The organism is Bacillus sp. AFS029637, assembly GCF_002584985.1.
Taxonomy (GTDB): Bacteria; Bacillota; Bacilli; order Bacillales; family Bacillaceae_G; genus Bacillus_A.
The window spans coordinates 72,705-89,306 of record NZ_NUPZ01000015.1 but is presented as its reverse complement, the minus strand read 5'-3'; the positions used below and the strand labels follow the sequence as shown (position 1 = coordinate 89,306).

Annotated in this window: 17 protein-coding genes; 6 read left to right on the top strand and 11 right to left on the bottom strand. The window is 34.4% G+C overall.

Annotated features, from left to right (window positions below):
• Positions 1-47 precede the first annotated feature (47 nt).
• The 9 genes from COE49_RS06490 to COE49_RS06450 form a co-directional block, all read right to left on the bottom strand.
• A complete protein-coding gene (locus tag COE49_RS06490) occupies positions 48-263 on the bottom strand; it encodes a DUF1540 domain-containing protein (protein WP_088232378.1) in 216 nt (71 codons plus the stop codon).
• A 72-nt stretch (positions 264-335) separates the two neighbouring features.
• Positions 336-788 carry a thioredoxin family protein gene (locus COE49_RS06485; protein WP_088232379.1) on the bottom strand — a complete coding sequence of 151 codons (453 nt, stop codon included), beginning with the start codon at positions 786-788 and terminating at the stop codon, positions 336-338.
• Between the two features lie 12 nt (positions 789-800).
• A complete protein-coding gene (locus COE49_RS06480; RefSeq protein ID WP_000532256.1) occupies positions 801-1,220 on the bottom strand; it encodes a disulfide formation protein C in 420 nt (139 codons plus the stop codon).
• Positions 1,221-1,385: 165 nt separating this feature from the next.
• Positions 1,386-1,634 carry a YhdB family protein gene (locus COE49_RS06475; RefSeq protein ID WP_001195458.1) on the bottom strand — a complete coding sequence of 83 codons (249 nt, stop codon included), beginning with the start codon at positions 1,632-1,634 and terminating at the stop codon, positions 1,386-1,388.
• A 123-nt stretch (positions 1,635-1,757) separates the two neighbouring features.
• Positions 1,758-2,267 carry a PCYCGC domain-containing protein gene (locus tag COE49_RS06470; RefSeq protein WP_071711548.1) on the bottom strand — a complete coding sequence of 170 codons (510 nt, stop codon included), beginning with the start codon at positions 2,265-2,267 and terminating at the stop codon, positions 1,758-1,760.
• A gap of 45 nt (positions 2,268-2,312) precedes the next feature.
• Positions 2,313-3,422 (bottom strand): GerAB/ArcD/ProY family transporter, encoded by a 1,110-nt coding sequence (locus COE49_RS06465; protein WP_098945780.1) that lies wholly within the window; start codon positions 3,420-3,422, stop codon positions 2,313-2,315.
• 12 nt (positions 3,423-3,434) lie between these two features.
• Positions 3,435-4,517, bottom strand: coding sequence for a spore germination protein GerYC (gerYC, locus tag COE49_RS06460; RefSeq protein WP_098945779.1), 1,083 nt, complete (start codon positions 4,515-4,517; stop codon positions 3,435-3,437).
• On the bottom strand, positions 4,514-6,019 hold the full coding sequence (locus tag COE49_RS06455) for a spore germination protein (protein ID WP_098357063.1): 1,506 nt from the start codon (positions 6,017-6,019) through the stop codon (positions 4,514-4,516). The genes gerYC and COE49_RS06455 overlap by 4 nt, the downstream gene beginning before the upstream one ends.
• A 125-nt stretch (positions 6,020-6,144) precedes the next feature.
• Entirely contained in the window at positions 6,145-6,741 is a 597-nt protein-coding gene (locus tag COE49_RS06450; RefSeq protein WP_141556615.1) for a hypothetical protein, read from the bottom strand.
• A 233-nt stretch (positions 6,742-6,974) separates the two neighbouring features.
• Between COE49_RS06450 and COE49_RS06445 the strand changes: the two genes are divergently transcribed.
• Positions 6,975-7,535, top strand: a complete 561-nt coding sequence (locus tag COE49_RS06445; protein WP_098840755.1) for a nitroreductase family protein — start codon at positions 6,975-6,977, stop codon at positions 7,533-7,535.
• 114 nt (positions 7,536-7,649) lie between these two features.
• Positions 7,650-9,068 carry a stage V sporulation protein SpoVR gene (gene spoVR, locus COE49_RS06440; protein WP_088232385.1) on the top strand — a complete coding sequence of 473 codons (1,419 nt, stop codon included), beginning with the start codon at positions 7,650-7,652 and terminating at the stop codon, positions 9,066-9,068.
• Positions 9,069-9,216: 148 nt separating this feature from the next.
• Here the strand turns inward: spoVR and COE49_RS06435 are convergent, their stop codons facing one another.
• Together COE49_RS06435 and COE49_RS06430 are read right to left on the bottom strand one after the other, a co-directional pair.
• A complete protein-coding gene (locus tag COE49_RS06435) occupies positions 9,217-9,969 on the bottom strand; it encodes a DUF4652 domain-containing protein (RefSeq protein WP_098945777.1) in 753 nt (250 codons plus the stop codon).
• A 955-nt stretch (positions 9,970-10,924) separates the two neighbouring features.
• Positions 10,925-14,617: an S-layer homology domain-containing protein gene (locus COE49_RS06430; protein WP_098945776.1), complete on the bottom strand. Its 3,693-nt coding sequence runs from the start codon at positions 14,615-14,617 to the stop codon at positions 10,925-10,927.
• A gap of 329 nt (positions 14,618-14,946) precedes the next feature.
• Between COE49_RS06430 and COE49_RS27535 the strand changes: the two genes are divergently transcribed.
• The 4 genes from COE49_RS27535 (at position 14,947) to COE49_RS06410 (ending at position 16,577) form a co-directional block, all read left to right on the top strand.
• Entirely contained in the window at positions 14,947-15,153 is a 207-nt protein-coding gene (locus COE49_RS27535; RefSeq protein ID WP_176551485.1) for a trypsin-like serine peptidase, read from the top strand.
• Positions 15,119-15,505: a DUF2606 family protein gene (locus tag COE49_RS06420; protein WP_098945775.1), complete on the top strand. Its 387-nt coding sequence runs from the start codon at positions 15,119-15,121 to the stop codon at positions 15,503-15,505. The genes COE49_RS27535 and COE49_RS06420 overlap by 35 nt, the downstream gene beginning before the upstream one ends.
• A gap of 159 nt (positions 15,506-15,664) precedes the next feature.
• On the top strand, positions 15,665-15,928 hold the full coding sequence (locus COE49_RS06415; RefSeq protein WP_000456206.1) for a metal-sensitive transcriptional regulator: 264 nt from the start codon (positions 15,665-15,667) through the stop codon (positions 15,926-15,928).
• 73 nt (positions 15,929-16,001) lie between these two features.
• Positions 16,002-16,577, top strand: a complete 576-nt coding sequence (locus tag COE49_RS06410; RefSeq protein ID WP_176551486.1) for a sulfurtransferase TusA family protein — start codon at positions 16,002-16,004, stop codon at positions 16,575-16,577.
• Positions 16,578-16,602 lie beyond the last annotated feature (25 nt).

Genomic DNA, 16,602 nt, shown 5'->3' with positions numbered 1-16,602 from the left:
TCCAAACACTCTGAAAAAAGCATACGATTAATCGTATGCTTTTTTGTTTAATATTTTGGCTTAAATGTATGACAACAAGTTTCTACACTTGTTGCTACAGAACTTTCTAGTGTTTCGTTTGTTAAAACAGCACCTGTATACGAATCATTTGTATTCTGACCAGCCTCTTGTGCATCTGGTTGAACAACGATTGAACTTGCTTGACAAAAGTTACCTTGTCCCCAAAATGAGCAATTGGAAACAGAGCATTTCACTTCTGGCATAAAACCCCCTCCTTATATATTAGTGTGGGATTTTATAAGCATTTCATGTATAGAAGGAGTTTCCTTTTCTCTTTATTTCTTTGTTTGTTCAAGCCATTCTTTTAATTTGTCTTTCGGTTGTTCACCACTAATACGGCTTATTTCTTTGCCATCTTTAAAATGAATGATTGTTGGTGTTCCTGTAATTTTATATTCATCCCAAGGAGCATCTAATTTTTCAATATCCATAACTTTCATATCAACGTTCAAGTCTTTAGCCATCGGTACTACGATAGGAGATAGCTTTTGACAATGAACGCAAGATGTTTGATAAAAGTATACTGTTTCCTCTTTTTTCTCTTTTAAATTCTTTTGAAGATCTGAAAGAGAGATTTTATTTGTATAGTAGTCAGGGCCATTTGTTTTACTATCAGTAGTATTATCAATTTTTTGGCTAGTAGCATTTTTTTCTTCCATTTGTGTGACAGCGAAAATTGCTGCAAACAAGGCAATAATAATACCGCCAAATATAAGCATTTTTTTCATTCTTTCATCTCCTTATTTGTTTTTGATTACAATAAAGCTACAAACAGCGATTGTGATAAAGCCGATAAGTGCTAAAAACGGGATTGTCACAAAGCCGAACCAGTTTATGTATTCTCCCGTACAAGGTACACGACCGCAAGCTGCCCCAGCAGCTGAAAATGCTGCGATTTTTTGAATTGCATAGTGATATAAAGAAATACAAGCACCAATACTTGCGATTGGTAAAGAATAACTTGCGATGCGATAGTCTTTTTTTACTACAGCGATACCGAGCCATAAAACGAATGGATACATAAAAATACGTTGGTACCAACAAAGGACACAAGGCTCAAATTTCATGATTTCGGAAAAGTATAGACTTCCGAGTGTAGCAATAAAAGAAGCACCCCACGCGGTAAATAAAGCATATTCTTGCTTTTTTTCTCGTCCCATATTTTATACCTCTCTTATAATAGTTACATACTAAATTATAGTATGAAGTAGTACAGAAAAGAAAGAAAAAATATGTTTATCAATAAAAGTTTTATAAGGAGAAACCTTTATTGATATAAACATTTTAAAAAAGCGCCATTCTCTGCAAGAGAATAGCGCTATATTTTACATTTGAATTTGCTCTACTTCTTCTATATGTGACTTTTGGGATGCGTGGTCAATATATTGAAATAGGAGCTGCAATTGTTTATCAACTTCTGGTAGTTCTTTACTGTATTGATAAGCGTGTAAAAAATGCTCAATACGCTTAGAAAATAATTGATCGTTCGTTTGAACCATGAGAACGAGTAATTTATCCCAATTACAGCAATACGTGTAATAGAGAGCTTTGTCATAGTCGTTATATGTTTGCACTGTGTACCCTCCTTACTGAGGAGTTATATATAGTGTGTGACAAGCAAGGGGAAATACACTTGAAAGAATTTGTTAAGAAAAAATGTGAATGAAAAGAAAAAACGAGGCATGTCCTCGTTTTTATTAAGCTTTTGGCATTGGTGTAGGTGTTGGTTTGCCGTAGCCTTCTTTATATTTATTATCGATATAGTTGCGAATTTCTAGCGTTGACTTTCCTTTTTGTTTCATCGAAGCGGATTCTACTGCGATTTCTAAGCAATTGACGCAAGTCGTTGCATGGGAATCCCAAACAACCTCACCGTTCTTTTTAATTTCACGAATAAAGCAGTTTTTATTATTTTTATGTCCTACACTTTCACCGCAGCCGCAGTAACATGGAATCCAATCTAATAGTTCTGCATTTTGTCCAGCGACCGTGTAGATTTCTTTCATTTGTGGATCAAGCTTGTCTAGGAAGGCCGGAAGTGTGTCGATTCCTTTTGTTTTTTCTTGAATGTCAGCTTGCTGAGTGTGCGTGGCATGATCATGCTCTTCTTTTGATTCAGAAGATTTTTTGTCATTTGTACTAGTACTCCCGCATCCAGCAAGAATTAAGCTCAGTACTGCAAGTAAAGAAAATACATACTTTTTCATTCGCTTGTCCCCTTTACAAATGTATTAACCAAATTGTATCAAATATCATGGTGCGTTGGGGGAAGATTTTTTCGACTGATTTTTGAAGCGCCATCGTAGTGAATGAAATAGAAATAAAATCGGAATATAAGCGTATACAATATATAAGCCCGCCTGAGAGAGTACTGTATTTAATATATCGATGCTTTCACGGTTTGTGAAAAATAAGGACGAAATAAATATGGCTACGATAAAAAATGGCAGTGTGATTTTAAAAGGTATGTGAAAAGATCTTTTACTAATGCAACAAGAAGACCAAATTGTTAAACAAAGATTAGGTAAAATAATTAGATACCATAAGAAAATAATGACGTACTCAAACCTTTGGATAAAAGGAACCTTAATGATTTTTAGCATCGTTAATGTTGGCCAAATTGTATGATGTAGTTGTCCTTGGCTATAGTACATAAGGGACACGATTGCTAGTACTACGTATAAAATAGTTGTAAAGGTAATACCGCCATGTGCCCATTTATTTAACGATTTTCCTTTTTTAATAAATGGATAAAAAATAAGGATTGCTTCAAATCCGAGAAATTCTAATGCAGATGCTTTCGTTGCAGTTAAAATTTCTAAAGGTGAATGAGTTAGAATTGGGAAAATGTTACGGACATGTGCGTATTTCATTGGGAAAGCTAAGAAAAATAGGACGAAAATCGGTATTATGACGCCCCAAAAACACATTCCTGTTACAGAGCGAAAACCACCTTTAATTACGTAGTAAGCCACCAGTAAAAATAATAAAGTTAATTTCCACGGTTTAATTGTAGGGAAGACCCAAACTTGAATAACTTCAATATATGTACGAAGAACAGTAAGGCAAAATAATAGAAGGTATACAGCAAAGCATACGGAAAAAAAAGTTCCAAGCCACTTTCCGAAACATGTCGTATGAATATTCATTAAATCATTATCTTTTTCTAACATTTTCAGCATGCAAAATAATACGATATGAGTTACAATGCCGGCAACAATAAGGGAAATCCAAGAATCATAACCGGCATATTGCGCAATAATTCTTTGGTATCCTAATACACCCACTCCGATTTGAAGGGAGTGTAATAGAAGGAATGTGAAATAAGGGGAAACAGTATGTGTTTTATCTTGTTCAGTCATGATAGCACCTCACTATTCTCCGATACCAGATTGTACGACATTAATCTCCACATTAACAGCAATGTCTACGCTAGGATACATGTCTTGAATTTGTTTCATGCTCCATTTTCTTGAGTGACTACGAATTTCTTCACGTATACCTATTGGATCGATTTCTTTTTCTTGGAATTGTTTTATTAATTCGTCCAAATGTTTCTCAAGCGTGGTTTCAACATGTTTTTTTACGTAAGTTACATTTTTATTCTTTGTTAAATCAAGCCAGTCGGGAGCGTTTTTTATGAGTCCATTTAATTTGAGGTGAATGCGAACTTTCGGAATATCGCCAGCATCGGAAAGAGAACAAACACTCTTTCCGGATAGGTTTTGAGTTGCGATTAAGCCTTTACGTTTACCTTGACGTATCGGAACCTCGTAGCGTCCATTTTTAGTTGGATTAATGAGTAGTTTGAATAAAAAAGATCCTTTTTTATCTGTGTACATAACTACTTTATCTTTTTTTAAAAAAGCGAGTCCTATAATGGAAGCAGATTTATCTTCATCCGCTTTAATATAAGGAAGAAATGGATCGCTTCCGGATGAATAGAAATTATATAAAAAAATATTTAAAGCCGTCCGAGGGATTGTCTCAGTTTCTATATTTTGCTCCAGTAAATCAGACAGATATAGCGATCCATTTGTTTTAATATGCTTGAGTAATTCTTCTGTTGAACCATCTACAAGTGCTAGCTGTACATCCCGCCCTATGTTAGGATCACGTTGTAAGTTGTTAATAACATCCCCAATTCCACGTTCGCCAAATGATTTTCCAAATAGGACAACACGCATTTGACCTATAGCGATTGTATGTGGCGATTTTGCATTTAGAAGTGAAGAGATTGTTTCGAGGGTACCAGCAGTAGTGGATTGTGTTTCTGGTTTTGATTGTACGCCTCTTGTGTAATCAGGGTAGAGAATTGTCCCACGAAATTTTTTATCCTTCATTATATCGAATCCACTGACATGAATAATTCGCTGTGTGTCTACTATATTCGGTTGTGTACAGCCAGATTGAAAAATTAAAATGACAATGAAAAAGCATAATAAAATATTTTTCATTTCTCCTCACCATCACGTTTTTCTTTCGCTTTGTTTGGATCATAGCGCCATTTCTTTTTTGGTCTTAGAAAAGAGGCACGTCCCGCAGTTTGACTAAACGGCAAGCGAAAGAGACCTTCTGCTGTCCCTAACCCGCGGAATGGGTATAAAGGTAATAAATAAGGTGATCCAAGTGATTTTAAGCGAATTAAATGAGCTAATATAAATACGAATCCGACGATAAGACCTACGCCGCCAAATGCTCCAGCTAAAATGATGAGTGGAAATCGTAATATCCGGATAGTGGAAGACATTTTTACTGTTGGTGTTGTAAAAGACGCAAGCGCAGACAACGCCACCGCAATTAATAAAATAGTGCTCGTTAAAGCAGCCTCAACAGATGCTTGCCCAATTACAATCCCGCCAACAATACCAATCGTTTGGCCGACTTTAGTCGGTAAACGTGCTCCAGCCTCGCGTAGTAATTCAATTGTAATTTCTAAAAAGAGTGCTTCTAACATAGGTGGGAATGGTACGTTAGCTCTAGAATAAATAATAGGACCAAGTAAATCAGCTGGAATCATTTGATAGTGATACGTTAATACAGCTGTATAAATAGCTGAAGAGAATAGAGAGAATGCAGCTCCGAAAAAACGAACCATTCTAAGAAATGAGCCTGCTATCCATGGTAAATAATAATCTTCTGGCGAGACGAAGAAATCAAGCAACGTTGCTGGTCCAGCTAATGCGTATGGTGAACCGTCTGTTAAAATGACAACTCCTCCGTTCAGTAACGCATAAACGGAGCGATCTAAACGCTCTGTAGGTAGTAAAACAGGGAAGGGGGAGTTGCTATTATCGCTAATAAACTGTTCAATCATAGTTGCATCAAAAGGAAAATCAAAGTCAATATCTCGCAGACGTTGCACTGTAGTATTCACATGTTGTTCATTTGTAATATCCGCCATATAAGCGACTACGATTTTTGTTTTTGATATAGAACCAACAGAAAGTTCTTTGAAAATTAATTGTTCTGTTACGATATTTCGCCGAAGTAAATGCATATTGGTATCGATATTTTCAACGAATCCGATTTTTGGACCAATGACACTATATTCATTCTCCGTATCGTTATATAATCTTGTTCCTAAAACGGAACTTTCAGCGCGTAGGAGGGCATACGCTTCTTGCTCTGAACCTTTTTTTAGTTGTAATAAAACGTATCCACCTAATAATTTTTCACGAATATCATTAACGGAAGGAGAGACGATAACTTCTTCAATAGATACAATATTTGCAATGTCTTCAATGGTATGAATCCCTTCCAATCCAACTTTTATAGGAGATAAAATGAATCGCTTAATAATGAGTGATTCTACTGTAGATTCATAATAAAACAAACATAATGACCCATCCTCTATGACATTATAAGAAGAGAAGTCACTTGATTCTTTCATGGTGTGGATAAATTCTGGAACAGAGCATACGGATTGTTTCTTCTTTTTAGATGATAAACGAAACATTTTCTCACCCCTGACGTACATCATTTACTTGTGTTAGTTTTTGGGAAAGACGGGAATTTATACTTCAAAGTTGAAAGTTCATAAAGAAAAGGAAGAGCAGTGAATATCTCTTCCTTTTTGGTCTGTTAATTTGTTTTCTTTTCTTTAATAGACTTTACTAATTTAATCATTTCCGCTCTTATATCTTCTCTTTTTACGTTTAATTTTTCTGCAATTTGTTTAATGTCCATTCCATCTTTTTTCATTTTTAGTACATCATCAAGAGGGGTATTACTTTTTTGAGAAATGATCGTTAATACGGTAAGCTGACGCAGGCCGATATTATATTCTTTCATTTTTTGTTTTAGTCCGTCTGGTGTAGATTTTTGCATAGTTGCTAATTGTTGTAGCAGAGCTTTTTTCGTTTCTTTATTCATATGATGCTTCTTCAACTTACTTGGATCTACACCGAAATGCTCGGCCGTTTTCTCCCAAGATTTATTTTGCTTATAGTAAGCTAAAACGTCTTTTATTTCTTTTTTACTAATTCTCGCAATATGAGCAGCTTTCCAAATGTCATGTTTGTTATAGCCGAGTTTTTCGAGCGACTGCATTTCTTCTTCTGAAATTGGTTTATGATGGTGCATGGTTACTTCTTTTGGTGTAGCAGCGGAAGCAGGGAAGACAGTTACCCCGCATAATAATGCTACCATAGTCATACTTACTGCAATCTTTTTGTACATGTAAACTCCTCCTAGATGGATAATGTGGAAAACTGTACACATATCATTTCCATAAAATGTGAAATACTTGTGAACAAAGTAAGTTTTTTTATTCACAGCATGAAATGATTTTTTTTAGGAGTTTTCTAACATAAAACATTGATTAATAGTAAAAAACTAGGTTATAATCGAAATTGAAAATCAATATCAATAACAAAGGTATACATATAGATAAAAATAAGGGAGAGAAAAATATGACTACATATACTTCCATCGCAAATGTGATTAAAGAAAGACGTTCTGTTCGTACATTTACAGATAAAGCAGTAGATAAAGAGTTATTAATTGAACTATTAAATGACGCAACTTGGGCACCGAATCATAAGCACCGTGAACCATGGAATTGTAAATTATACATTGGAGAAGGCCGCAAAAAATTAGTAGACGCAGTATTAAACTCTTTCACAGAAGAAGAAAGAGCGAAACGCGGTAAAATTTTATCTGATCGTTTCTTAAGCACGCCAGCACAAATCGTTGTATATATAAATGAAGACCCACGTCAAATTCAACGTGACGAAGATTACGCTGCAACATGTGCATTTATGCAAAACTTCCAACTACTTGCTTGGGAACGCGGCTTAGGCTGTGTTTGGAAATCAGGCGGATTAAACTACAATCCATTATTTATAGAAGGAATCGGTTTAACAAGAGGCCAACGTATCGTTGGAATTCTTCACCTTGGCTATTTCGATAAAGCACCAGAAGGAAAAGCGCGAGCGCCGATTACGGAAAAGATGGAGATTATTGAAGGTTAATAGATGAGACATTCTCGTTTTTATGAGGATGTCTTTTTATTATGCAATCAATCCTCATGAAAGCTTGTTTCCAATCATACACTTTCTTAAGGGAAAGTGTAAGGAGGGAAAATAATGAGAGCAAGTGACGATAAAGCACTGCAATATGCGATTGCGGAAATTACGGAAATTGCGACTGGATTTGGGCTTGATTTTTATCCGATGCGTTATGAAATATGTCCAGCTGAAATCATTTATACATTTGGTGCATATGGGATGCCGACGAGGTTTTCACATTGGAGTTTTGGAAAACAATTTTTCAGAATGAAATTACAATACGATTTAGGACTTAGTAAAATATACGAACTCGTTATTAACTCTGATCCATGTTATGCCTTTTTATTAGATACGAATTCTTTAATTCAAAACAAATTAATTGTAGCGCACGTTTTAGCACACTGTGACTTCTTTAAAAATAATATTCGTTTTTCAAATACGAAGCGAGATATGGTAGAGAGTATGGCGGCAACAGCGGATCGTGTGAAAGCATATGAGCATAAGTACGGAAAGGCGGAGGTAGAAACATTTTTAGATGCCGTACTTGCTATTCAAGAGCACATTGATCCATCACTTATGCGACCAAAACTCGCATGGAGCATCGATGATTTAGAAGAGGAAGAAGTAGAAAAGAAAAAAGCGTCTCAATACGATGATTTATGGAATTTAGATGATCGAAATAAAAAGAGGGAACGATCCAATATACGCAAAAAGAAGAAGATTCCGCCACAGCCAGAGAAAGATTTACTCCTCTTTATTGAAGAATATAGCCGTGAGCTAGAAGATTGGCAGCGCGACATTTTAACGATGATGCGTGAGGAAATGTTATATTTTTGGCCGCAGCTTGAAACGAAAATCATGAACGAAGGCTGGGCATCATACTGGCATCAACGCATACTTCGTGAAATGGACTTAACATCTGATGAAGCAATTGAATTTGCGAAATTAAATGCGGGCGTAGTGCAGCCATCAAAAACAAGCATTAACCCATACTATCTCGGTATTAAAATGTTTGAAGATATTGAAGAACGCTACAACAATCCGACAGAAGAGATGAAACGACGCGGTGTAAAACCAGGTTCTGGTCGTGACAAAATCTTTGAAGTACGTGAGATTGAATGGGACGTATCGTTCTTAAGAAACTACTTAAATAAAGAACTCGTCATGCGAGAAGATATGTACTTATTCCAGCGCCAAGGAAAAGAGTATAAAGTAATAGATAAAGAGTGGGAAAATGTGCGTGATCAGCTTGTAAATATGCGAACAAATGGTGGATTCCCGTACTTAGTAGTAGAAGATGGAGACTACTTAAAGAACGGCGAATTGTACATTAAACATAGTTACGAAGGAATCGAGCTCGATTTAAAATACTTAGAAAAAGTATTACCGTACCTTCATCAGTTATGGGGAAGAACGGTGCATATGGAGTCGATTGTGGAAAGTAAGGGTGTTGTGTTTTCTTATGATGGGAAGATGGTGCATCGGAAGTATGTGTGATAAGGAAAGCCACTATGTATGTAGTGGCTTTTTTGATCTGTTTTTCATTATTTTTTTATACCAACAACTAGAGTGCTAGTAAATCTATAAACATAAACATCCTTGCTCATATTCAAGCGTTTTTGGACACATTTAAAATACTCATTTACTATAAAGAATTGTTGAATCCTTTTGTAGAAACGGTTTCAACATAACCAGTATATTCATTATGATTGTCATCTGTGTATTGAATACCAATCAAATAAAAAGAATTCATATTCCTAACTACTTTTGTATAGCTAATCTTTTCAGGACGTTTTTTAAAGAGTTTGAATTCTTTTGTTTGTACGTTGTAAGTGTATAAATCGCCACCGTGGTTAGAATATCCTGCAGCTCCACCTATTACAAGCAATAAGTGGTTATTATCAATCCATGTAACGCTCTTACAAGTCTGTGTGTTAGGTATTCCGATTTTTTTTATGGAATCTACTTCCACTATTGTGCGTTCGTCTGTCTTAAAATCATACAAGGATAACTCACCTGGCTCATCAGCCAATACTTGGCTATTCAAAATTATCTTATCTCCGCTAGGCGAAATTTCGTAGTCAAGTGCTGTGCTGAAATTAGATTTTCCTAGTGGTATAGATTTTCCTTTTATATTTTTAGCTAGTAAAGAAACCTCTGTTTCATCTATACTCAACTCATTATTTTTATTTGTCTCTTTCTCATTGTTTTTTATGTATTCTTGCTTTTCCTTGTTGGAATTTTGTTGATTGGTTGCTGCTGTTGCTGTATCAATTTGTTTTGTAACAACAGATTTCTTTTGAGGTAAAGAAATTATATTAAAATAGCCTAAAACAAATATCGTGATGAGTACAGCAATAATCCCCAGTAATAAAGTATTTAAATAGCGACTTTTCATAGTATCCTCCCGTTAATTTCAATATTATGGATTCATAATATCACAATGAACACGCTTTCTCTATTATAATTTGTAATATTTTGATGCAAAGTAAAACGAAAGGTTACATTGTAAAAATACATTTAGTACGATTGTAAGACATAATTTAAGTCTTTACGGTGTATATTTAACTTGAGTTATAGGGTGATATATATTCGGCAGAATTGAATACATAGCTGATTAAACATTTTGTAGGAAAAGAATATAGTAATTGATAAAGGATGGAACATGTATGTGATTAGCATGTAAATACACACACAAATGGAGGGTATTTAAAGAGTAGAGAAGAGCGGTGCATATGAAGTCCGTTTTGGAGAATAAGATTGTTGTGTTAAGGCGTAAAGCGAATAATCCCTCCATGCAATATGCACGGAGGGATAACTCAATTCGTTCAAACTTTTCTTTTTATTAACTGGATAGCTATGTTTAGTTAAAAACTCTCTTTCTTCTAATTAGAAGAAAGAGAGTTTTTGTATCAAGGTCTATTAAGAATTTGTGGAAAAAATAATTATTCCAGGTATTACTATTAGTGCTATAACAAATAAACAAATATGAATTAGTAAGTATATAAAAATCATTCGTATGGAATACTGTTTAATTTTTATATATCTGTAAGGTAAATAAATAAAATAAAATAATGAAATGCATGGGAATAACAATACTAGTAGAGTTAATTCCCATGTATCATCAACAAGTGGTAAGACCAAGGCGTAAATGCCTGATATACCTACTAATCCACCTAAGATAATTGTTATAAGAAAGGTAATTAATTTGTATTTCACGATTAACAACATCCTTTTGATTTTAAGCGTACTTCACTATTTAGTATGGTTTTAACATATTAATGTACACTTGAAAGAGGATAATGTTTTAATATATTATTACTATGCTTAAGAATAATATATTAAATTGTATTTTATTTCATGATATTTTCATAAATCCATTTATATGTTTTTTTATTATGGTTAATATCTGTATGTCCTACTTCATCTTTTTTTCCGTAGAAAATTGTTCTTCTGTTAATGTCTAGACTTTTAATTCTATCTTCGGTTTGTTGTTGGGTGTCTGAGGGAATTCCTAAAGCACTTCCGCCTGTAACATATAGATCTCCAAAGTGATGGTTATCCAGTGGATTAAAACTATTACCCTCATCCTCTAACTCTGATCCTTTATTCGACAAATCAGGGAAATTTTTATTTGTATCCTTGTTAAAGTTTGTTTGGAAATGTTTAAGTAATTCGCTAGATGAAGCTGTCACTTTATTAGGGACATTTACCTCTCCGGTATCACCATTATAATAATAATCTGTCATAATCCCACCTAAAGAAAAGTATTTTACATTTTTATTATTCAAGGTCAGGTGGGCAGAGTTGTCTTTTTGGCAAATAGAGAAAAAATTAGGATCTTTTTCATAAAATAAATAACTGTCATCTCTATCTAAATCTTCTAGTACAGTGCCACAAGGTCCGAAATTTTTCATCGCGTTTGAGCCCCAATGAGGTGTAGCCACAGTAATCAATTTTTCTATTTGCGGAGTACTGTCGTCCATAATATTTTCAATAAAGTATCTCGATACTAAACCACCAGCACTGTGCCCTACTAATATGTAGTATGGCTTGCCTTCTTTAACGAAATCAACATCCGGATTATCTTTCAAATAATCACTGAGGTTAGACAAGTATCCCTTAAATTGTTCTCCTGCAGCATTGATTTGTCCATTCGCCTCCCAATTGAAAGCAAAAAGGGTTTTGTTTCTCTCATATTTAGATTCTATTTCTAAGAAATTAGCTAATTCTCCTTTTTTGGTCCTTTTAATATGATGTAAATCGATATTATCATATGTTAAATTTTGCTCTCCTTTTGTATATGTTTTCCCACTATAAGTACTATCGGCAGGAATATCTTCTAGAATATCGGCCACATAATCCCTATCATTTAATAATTCCCATTTACTTTGATTATTATCAATTTTATTGACTTCGGCTCCCCAGCCTTGCTCAGTATTTGAAAAAATACCATGCAGTAATACTACGGGTGCCTTGAATGCTATTAACGGTTTGTCATCATCTTTATCTTTTTCTCCATCATCATCACTATCTTCTTTTGATGGATTTGACGTATTTTCTTTATAGTCAGTCTGAAGGGACATATTTCGAGTAACATAAATTTTATTTTTATCTGTAGGATTATAATACCAATTCCCAATTTCCTGTCCGTCTAAAAGGCCGTCTCCATCTGTATCTGGATTATTGGGATCTGTCTTATATATCACATCGAATGTATCTTTGACATAATAAGCGCCTTTTTCTTCAACCCAATCAGGTAAACCATCTTTATCCGAGTCTTTATACACTCCTGAAGATTGTCCTGCATTAATTAGGGTATCTACTAAAGCCTGAGAGTCTTTAGAAATAAAGAAATCTCCTTCAGTACCAGTGGATATATCTTTTAATAATTTTTCAGCAAAAGAATCGCCAAGACCAATAGTGTGAATTTTAATACCCATTTGTTTTGCTCTATTTATTTCTGTGCTATAGTCGTGTGGATAACCATCCTCTCCATCCGTAAGTAAAATAATTTGCTTATTTGTATCTTGTAAATCATGATTATGGTTTTCAAATAATTCTAATGCCTTATTAATCCCTGTATAAATAGACGTTCCACCATAAGCATCGATGGCATCTGCTGCACTTTTTAACTTTTGTTTATTATCGGGTGTTCCCTTTGTAAAATCGTGTAAAACCATTGCATAACTATCAAAATCAATAATAGATGCATAATCTCTATCTGTTAAAATATCTATTAATTCTTTTGTTCCTTTTACACGATTACGTTCTACATCTTTATTATATTCTGGGCCTGGACCTGGACCCATACTGCCTGAACTATCTATAACGAACGCAATAGAAACAGGTTTCTTTTCTTTATCATCTACATATGAGAGTGATCCAGGTTTCAAACCATTCTCCCACATTTGATTCCATTTAGAAATATCACCTAAAACGTAGGTAGAAAAATGTTGTAATGTTGCTGTTAAAATATTATCAGTACCAGTTATCTGCGTTACCACTGGTTCAACTGTATGAGTAGCAGGGTTATAATAAAATAAGCGAACATTTTCTAGTGATGTAGAACTTAATTCATACTTATTAAGATCAATTGAAACCTTTGCTTCAGAGAATATTGAACTTGTATTGAATGATAGTGGTTGTCCGATAATACCCTTAGATCCAATAATATTAGTTAAACCTTCTCCTTCTGAAATGACAGTTGTTTTTTCAGCATCTCCCGCCACTGAAAAATTTATTGAGACTCCTAATTTTGAATTATTGATGGTTTGATCGAATAGTTCTTTCCCATCTAAAAGGCCGTCTCCATCTGTATCTGGATTAATAGGGTCACAAAAGAATTTGAATTCGCTATCATCGTCTAATCCATCATTATCACTATCTTTATTTAATGGGTTTGTTTTCTTTGCTATTTCCTCACCATCTAGCAAAGTGTCTCCATCTGTATCGGCTTTTTGAGGATCTGTTTGAAATTCTTGTTCTTTTATATTAATTAATCCATCTTTGTCTTTATCTTCATTACTATCAATAACTCCATTATTATCACTATCTTGTACGAGCGGATTAGTAAGGGTTAACATTGCCTCTGTTCCATCAAATAGTCCGTCTTCATCAGTATCAATTTTTAGTGGATCTGTCTTCAATTTAAATTCTGCAAAGTTTGTTAAACTATCTTTATCTAAATCTTCTAGGCCATCAGCTGTTCCATTATCATCAGTATCCTGTTTGTGTGGGTCGGTATGTGTATGGTTAATTTCATAAATATCTGGTAATCCATCGCTATCTGTATCTTTGTCCTTAGTGGGTATGGTGTTATCTCCGCCAGTTGTTGTACCACCATCTTCATTTTCATTATTATTCGTATTTGTTTCTAAAGCTCTTAACATATTAGAAATTAGTGTGGCTGCCATTGCCCGGGTAGATATGGCGAGGGGAGCAAATTTATTATCACCAATCCCTACGGCAATATCATATGCTATTACATTTTTTACATTTTCTATTGCATAATTAGAAATTTGATTTTTGTCTATAAATAAGAGCTCTTTTTTGTTTAACAATCCTTTTGACTCTAACGCTTTACTTACCATAACTGCTATATCTTGACGAGTGATATTATCTTCTGGATAAAAATTACCGTCAGTTGATCCTTTAGCTATACCCGCTTTTACTACTTTACTAATCCCGTTATAAAACATGTGCTCTTTTGGTACATCTGGGAAATTAGAACTTCCCTCGGGAAGATTTAGTGCTAAAGAGATAAAAGTAGCAAATTGTCCACGGGTGACGTGATTATCTATACCGTACATTCCACCTCCTATACCAACTGTAATTTTTTTATCTACTAACTCATAAATTGCTTTTTCTGCCCAATGATTTTGAGGCACATCGCTAAACTTGAGTTTTGCAGCTTCTACATGTTGAATAGTGTTTTTAAAAAATGGCATAGTTAAATTACTTCCAAATGTAGAACCTAATAGTATTACACAAATGAAAGCAGATAAAACCCTAAAAATACTTTGTTTCTTCCAAAGACTGTTCATATTTTCCTCCTTATTTTGAATTCTGACAATAATCAGATTATATCATATACCTGACATTTTTTAGTGTATTAATATTAAAATTAGTAAGATTTTATAAAGAGCAATGAATTTTTTTGTCTTCAAAATAGTAATAAAGTCTATTAGCCTAATAGTTGTGTTTCAAGGTTTTTATAGTCTTGTTGTTCTTTCTATCTTTTTTTGTATAGTATTTTTGGTGAATCAGAAGGTGTATGCAGAAGATGTACCGTGGACATCAGTTTCAAATGAAGGAGAACGTGTACTGTTTCAAGAATAATCTTTTTATAGTAATGATCGAAGGGGAGAAGATCTTGTTTCGCCCTCATTTGAAGGGCGTAAACATGGTGGGGAAGATTGGGGATACTTATGGATGTCAAAGTGGAGCACCTGTATATCATGACTATTCTCGTACGGGTGTAACAATAATAGCTACCCATACAGTAGGAAGTAATTCTTGGAATTCTGGAAACCGGGTGACAGACGATGTTTTTAATAATTTTAAAAAATGGTCTGAATAAATATAATAAGCTTTTATGGATTTTATTTTGTGTATTGGTCATAATCGTAATGACTAGTTATATAGCAAATAATGAAAAGAAGTTTAGTAAGGTTGTTAATTCTGTAATTTTTCATGTGAAAAATAAAGAAAAACAGCCGATAAAAGATTTTGAAATTATACTTATGAAAGACGAATCACCTGAGCCGAGTAAAGAAATTGGGATTTCAATAGGGAAAACGGATGAAGAAGGAAAAGTTATTTGGAGGAATGTGAGGAAGGGAAATTATATCGTATTTTTGCCAAATAGTGAGACGCAAATAGTTAGGATTAACGATAGAGATGAAACGAGGGTAATAAATATATCATTGTAAAAAACGAATCCATTTGGATTCGTTTTTTATTGGTAAATATAGTAGTTGAAAAAGTTTTTGAAAATCAAACCCTTTACAATATACCCTTCAGGGTATATTGTATTATACAAAGTTACAAAGTAATGTATAATATAGTTATAAATACGGAGGTGGTCTAAAGTGGAATATAATCAAGATATGAAAAATAGATTGAAACGTATTGAAGGGCAAGTTCGTGGTGTGCTTCGTATGATGGAAGAAGGAAAAGATTGCCGAGAGGTTATTACACAGTTAACGGCATCTCGTTCTGCACTTGATCGTACAATTGGGCTTGTTGTTGGAACGAATTTAGAGCAATGTTTGCGTGAACAGTTTGAAAGTGGTAATGGTTCAAATGAAGAGTTAATTAAAGAAGCTGTTCAATTACTTGTCAAAAGCCGATAATCTGTCAAACATAAGTGTTGACAGATTTTCAAAAACATTTTAATATACCCCTACAGGTATATGTATATAAATTGTGGAGGAATCGACTATGAGTATAAATGTGAATATGAGTTTAGATTGTAAAGGGTTGGCTTGTCCGATGCCGATTGTGAAAACGAAGAAGGCGATGGAAGGATTGGCATCAGGGCAAGTGATTGAAATTGAGGCGACAGATAAAGGGTCTACAGTAGACATACAAAGCTGGGCGAATAAAGTAGGGCATCAATATATTGGGACGAAACAAGAGGGTGATATTTTGATGCATTACGTTAGAAAAGCACACGAGCATGAAGTGAATGAAGCTGTGAAATATCCTTATACAATTTCGAATGCGGAATTACAGGATATAGTATCTCGCGGAGAAGAATGTATCATACTCGATGTTCGCGAAGCAGCGGAATTTGCTTTTAGTCATATTTCATCTGCCATTTCGGTGCCATTAGGTGAGTTAGACAGTGCTGTTTTGGATCAGGAGAAGCAAATATATGTTGTTTGCCGAACTGGTAACCGTAGTGATATAGCTTGCCAAATGTTGAAAGAGAAAGGTTATTCAAATGTGAAAAATGTCATTCCAGGTATGTTAGAGTGGCAAGGGAATATGGAGAAGTAAATTTTTTTGAATGAAATATACCTAT